The 4,506-nt window shown below is 52.3% G+C and carries 4 protein-coding genes; all 4 read right to left on the reverse strand.

The window, feature by feature from the left end; translation table 11 throughout:
• The coding region (locus J7M22_08790) for a glycosyltransferase (GenBank protein MCD6506707.1) at window positions 1-867 on the reverse strand (867 nt) is incomplete at its 3' end.
• 60 nt (window positions 868-927) lie between these two features.
• Window positions 928-3,576 (reverse strand): hypothetical protein, encoded by a 2,649-nt coding sequence (locus J7M22_08795; protein ID MCD6506708.1) that lies wholly within the window; start codon window positions 3,574-3,576, stop codon window positions 928-930.
• Window positions 3,577-3,584: 8 nt separating this feature from the next.
• Window positions 3,585-3,980 carry a hypothetical protein gene (locus J7M22_08800; protein ID MCD6506709.1) on the reverse strand — a complete coding sequence of 132 codons (396 nt, stop codon included), beginning with the start codon at window positions 3,978-3,980 and terminating at the stop codon, window positions 3,585-3,587.
• Window positions 3,977-4,506 (reverse strand): PD40 domain-containing protein (locus tag J7M22_08805; GenBank protein ID MCD6506710.1); only part of this gene is annotated, 530 nt, incomplete at its 5' end. The genes J7M22_08800 and J7M22_08805, both read right to left, overlap by 4 nt.

The following is a 4,506-nucleotide window of genomic DNA, read 5'->3' on the forward strand; positions in this document are numbered from 1 at the left end:
CCCATTCTCTATCAGCCCCACAGCCGCATTATGGGGATGATCCAAAAGGATGACGGGCACTCCACATGCGTTCGCCTCTATCACAACCATGCCGAATCCCTCCCTCTTGGAGGGGAAGACGAATATCTTGGAGGATTTCATGTATGGGTAGACCTCAGGGAGGAATCCAAGGAATTTTATCCTTCCTGAAAGGCCCGGTTCATCGGCGAGTCTCTCGAGCCTTTCCCTTTCAGGCCCATCCCCTATGATGGCGCAGGTGAGCTTCATGTCGATGGAGGCGATGACCCTTATGAGAGCCTCTACGTTTTTTTCAGGTATCAGCCTCCCCACAAACAACAGGTCGAAGCTTTGCGATGATGGTCTTGTCTCTTTTATCCTCTTCAGATCCACCCCAGGGGGGATGAGCGTGATGGGCATGTGGCTTATCTCTCTGAACCTTTTAAGGGTATGAAGGGAATTGGCGATGTTGTGTTTTGTGAGCCTAGATGTGAGCTTCTCTATCAGTTTTCCGAAAACTCCTCTCCATCCCAGGTATTGGTACCAGTAATCCCCCCATATCTCATGCCATGTGATGATGAGAGGTCTGTCTCTGAGGATGCAGAAAAGTTTACAGGCGAGGGCGGGCAGATATGGGATGTTCTGGCAGTCGAGGATATGGGGGTTCACTCTGAGGAGGGTGGGGATCAGGGAAAGGGAGAAAAGGAGAGGTGGTAAGATCCTTCTCCTTCCGGATGAGGTATAGAGCTCATTCTTTGGACACACCCCATGGAGCTGGAGGTTCTCGTTCAACTTTAATCTCCTTTCTCCTTTCCACCATTTCATGGTGATCATGTGGATTTGATGTTCGGTGCTGAGCCTTTTGGCCATCTCGAAGATCCGCTGACATATGGATAGGCGCAGTCGTAGATGAAAGCTATGGTCATGGCTCTAAGGTATGGATATCCATCCACCAAATCCCTTCGGCGGTCGCTGCCGCAGATACTCAGGCTCGGGCTGTATATCCTCCGGATAGATGATCTGCCATATCTGAACGGAGTAATTTCCTCCCTCTTGAGAAGGGGGGTAGACGAGCTTGAAGTGATCTTTGAGCTCATGCAGCAAAAACAGCCTCACCGAGATCGTCCGTCGTGCCCTCGACGATAGATAGAGGACCTGCCATGAATCGGGATCATCCTCAGGGGTGCGAATCACAAGGATGCAGGGAACGGTGTTCCCGCCGGATGAACGATAAACCTTACCACGGACGATCGCTTCCTTCGGCGGAAGGCGATATATTTTCCCTCTGAGATTCAGCTCCACCAGAGCATGAATCCCATCCTGATCAGGTGTGAGATAGATGCTTTCAATCGACCATTCGCCTGGTTTGTATCTCCTCCCATTCAGCTTCAACTCTTCATCGAGGAAAACTCGCCTGGGACGAGATAGATATCGGTAGAACGGCTTCATCTTCTCATCGAACCCCTCCGTCCTGATCCTCTCAACGGCGAAGCCGAAGAGGGGAACTTCGACCGGAGGGGCCATCCCCTGTTTGGCCAGGGTTTTAAGCAGCGAGATATCCCTTCTGGTCAGCAGGAGATGGGTGGCTCCATGTGTTTTGAGAAAACGAAGGGCTTCTTTCTCATCCTCCCCTGTCAGCACGAGCCGCGAGATGAGGTAGACCCAGTATGGGTTCTGTTGTTCGTCCACGATTGTGGCTCGTCCCGCCAGCAGGTTTATCCAGCTTCCATACTCCCATGACGCGGCCACAACGGAATCCTTAGGGGTGTTATCGTGAAGCCATCTCAGGGCTTCCTCCAGATTGAGTTCCTCAAGAAAGGAACTCCTGCCTGTAAGGGAGAATTTATAATTCGCCCCATATCCCCCCAGCCATGAGGAGGGGGCAAGACCGATCAGGCCGATTAGGAACATCGAAAGAAGCGTCAGCCCTATTCGCCGTATCCACCCTTTCAACGCTCCCCTTACCTGATAGAGTATGACCGCCAGGGTGATAACGGCAAGCAGGATGTAACCGAACAGGGAGTAAACGGCAGATGGGAAGGATCTATCAGCGCATATGACGGAATAGATCTGCCACGAGATCATCAGGGGGAGAAGCCATAGCAGATCAGACCTCCTTTCGGTGTTGTAGCACCATCGAACTCCTTCGACGAGAGCATATGAGCCCAGGATAGCACCTGGAACGACGAACAGATATGTGAACCTGACGGCACTCCGCATGCACAATAACGTCACCAACGTCCAGATCACCATCAACAGATCACCCTCGAAAGCGTGAGGGTTGCGCCGGTAGCCCTCTTTCAGCGAAGATCTGACGATCAAAAGGAGAAATCCGATGACTCCAATTGCCAGCGTTCCCCAGAAGATGCCAATCGTGAGAGCTGTTTCCCTGAATCCCGATGGAAGGCCCGAAAAGATCCTGCTGAAGGCCATGCCGAAGAAGGGGAGTTCCAGGCTCATAGAGGTATACCATGGGTTCAGGTTCAACTTCCGGCTCAAACGCCACACAGCCAGCAGCAGGCCCGCCAGGATGAAGACGAAGAAGATTCCCGGCCACATCGCCCAGCTCAGCGCCCCCGGCTTTTGTAGCTCTGATATGGTCTCGGATAATGGATTTGATCCGAAGGCAGAGGGGAGATTCTCGATTAACTTTGAGAGGGCTTCGGGTGATGCGATAGATAGCAGGGCTACCCCCGGGATAAGGGAGGAGAGGAGTGAAACCGCTCCTGCGGGGATATTTCCCTTCACCTGCCGGATAAGAAAGCTCATGATCCCGCTTGAAAGCAGCAGGAGCGGATAACCCAGGGCAAGCAGCACGTATGGCTTCGACCAAAACCGATAGGTCTCCTTGAGAGCTGGTAAGGCGATGCAGATGGGAGCGAACCAGCTGAAAAGGAGGATGATCTCGTCGAGCTCATATTCCCTTTTAAGGAGCATCCTGATAAGCTCCACAGTGGCGATGACACTGATGAAGATACCCACACCAGGCCATGTCAACCCCAGGAGGATCATGGCGAGGCTGGAGAGAGAGGTGAAAAACACTCTCTTTGTGAACCGCCCCTCAGCACATCCGAGGATGTAGAGGAGGAAGGAAAGTACGGCCAGGAAAAGAACCAGCCCGTCCCTGTCGGCGAACCCTGCCATGCTTCTGGCTATCATAGGAGGGAAGAAGCCGAGGAGGCTGAGGGCTATAAGGGAGGTGTAGATGCCGTAGAGCTTCCGGGCCATCAGGAAGAGGATGATGGAGGAGAGGAGGTAGAAGAGGATCGGGGAGAGGAGCACCACCTGCTCGGTTGATATGGGCAGATGGAGGAGTTGCGCTGCCTTACACAGGGCGGCAAGCGTGTATGGGAAGAGGGTCAGTTGGGTTGAGGTGCTCCTGCCTAAGGGATACTCCCTCAGCATATCCCTTGAGGGCAACCTTCCGTCTTTGAGGATGATCTTTGTGTAGTAGAGGTATCTGGGAGGATCTGCGCCATAGAAGCCTCTGAGGTTGATAGGCGTTCCTGTGATGCGGAAATAAATGGAGAAGGCGAGAGAGGAGCAGATGAAGAGAGATATGATCAGATATCTTGTCAACCCTCTCCTCATGGTGATTTCTTTCTCCCCTCAGTTCTTCCTTTTCTATCCACGATCATCATCCTCCGAGGAGATGATCGGTATGCCAGGGTGGTGTCCAGGAGAGCGGGTTTGCCGGAGATGAGCGCCCGCATGGCTCCTTCGATCTCATCTGAGGGCAGGATGTCGGGGTGGACTCTGAGGTTTGATGAGAGGAGCAGCTTCGGCAGATTCAGGGAATCGAAGCTGGCAAGGGGATCATCTTTGAAGAACCGGGTCATGTGGATGTATCTGAAGGGGTCTGGGGTGATGGGAGGTCTTTGCATGATGAGGGATGAGTTGTTCTTGAAGGTGAACCAGAACCATGCTGTGGCGGGGATGAGAACGGCGATCGAGTATCCCAGCAGGTCCCTTACCTTCCTCATCGCAGTCCTACTCCTTTCGTCTTGATCGAAGACCAGAGGGTGTTAAGTAGATTCAGAGGCTTCACGACTGTATATCCTCCCCACCAATCGGGGGTCTGCTTCCCCTCATTTAAATCCCTTGTAAGCTGCTCAACCAAGTTACTTGAAATATCGATAACATATAAGTTCGGTGGCGAACCGTCCTCCTCGGCTGAAAATACAAGCCTTCTCCCATCAGGTAACCAGTCAACCTTACCCATCTGACAGAGCGCTAATCCCTTGGGTAGCTTGAGTTTCATATCTCTCTTCCTAACAAGATCGTATATGTGTATGCTATTCTCCCCCGTTTGAGGATCATACGAAGTGTATGCTATCCTATACTCATCAGGTGCCCACATGGGATAGGCTTCTCTAACGGTGGGGGTCCTAGTGATAGGGATCAGCTCATTAGTTCGGAGGTCAATGATGAAGATGTCATCAGAGCGGGTAAAAGCTATCTTCCTCTCGTCGTAAGACCAGGAAGGATATTTGTCATCATGTCCCGTTC

It is taken from the genome of Candidatus Poribacteria bacterium, assembly GCA_021162805.1.
GTDB lineage: Bacteria > Poribacteria > WGA-4E > B28-G17 > B28-G17 > JAGGXZ01.

What these genes read in the sequence shown, in the direction of transcription:
- J7M22_08800 (MCD6506709.1), bottom strand. Translation starts at nt 3,980, where the DNA reads ATGAGGAAGGTAAGGGACCTGCTGGGATACTCGATCGCCGTTCTCATC.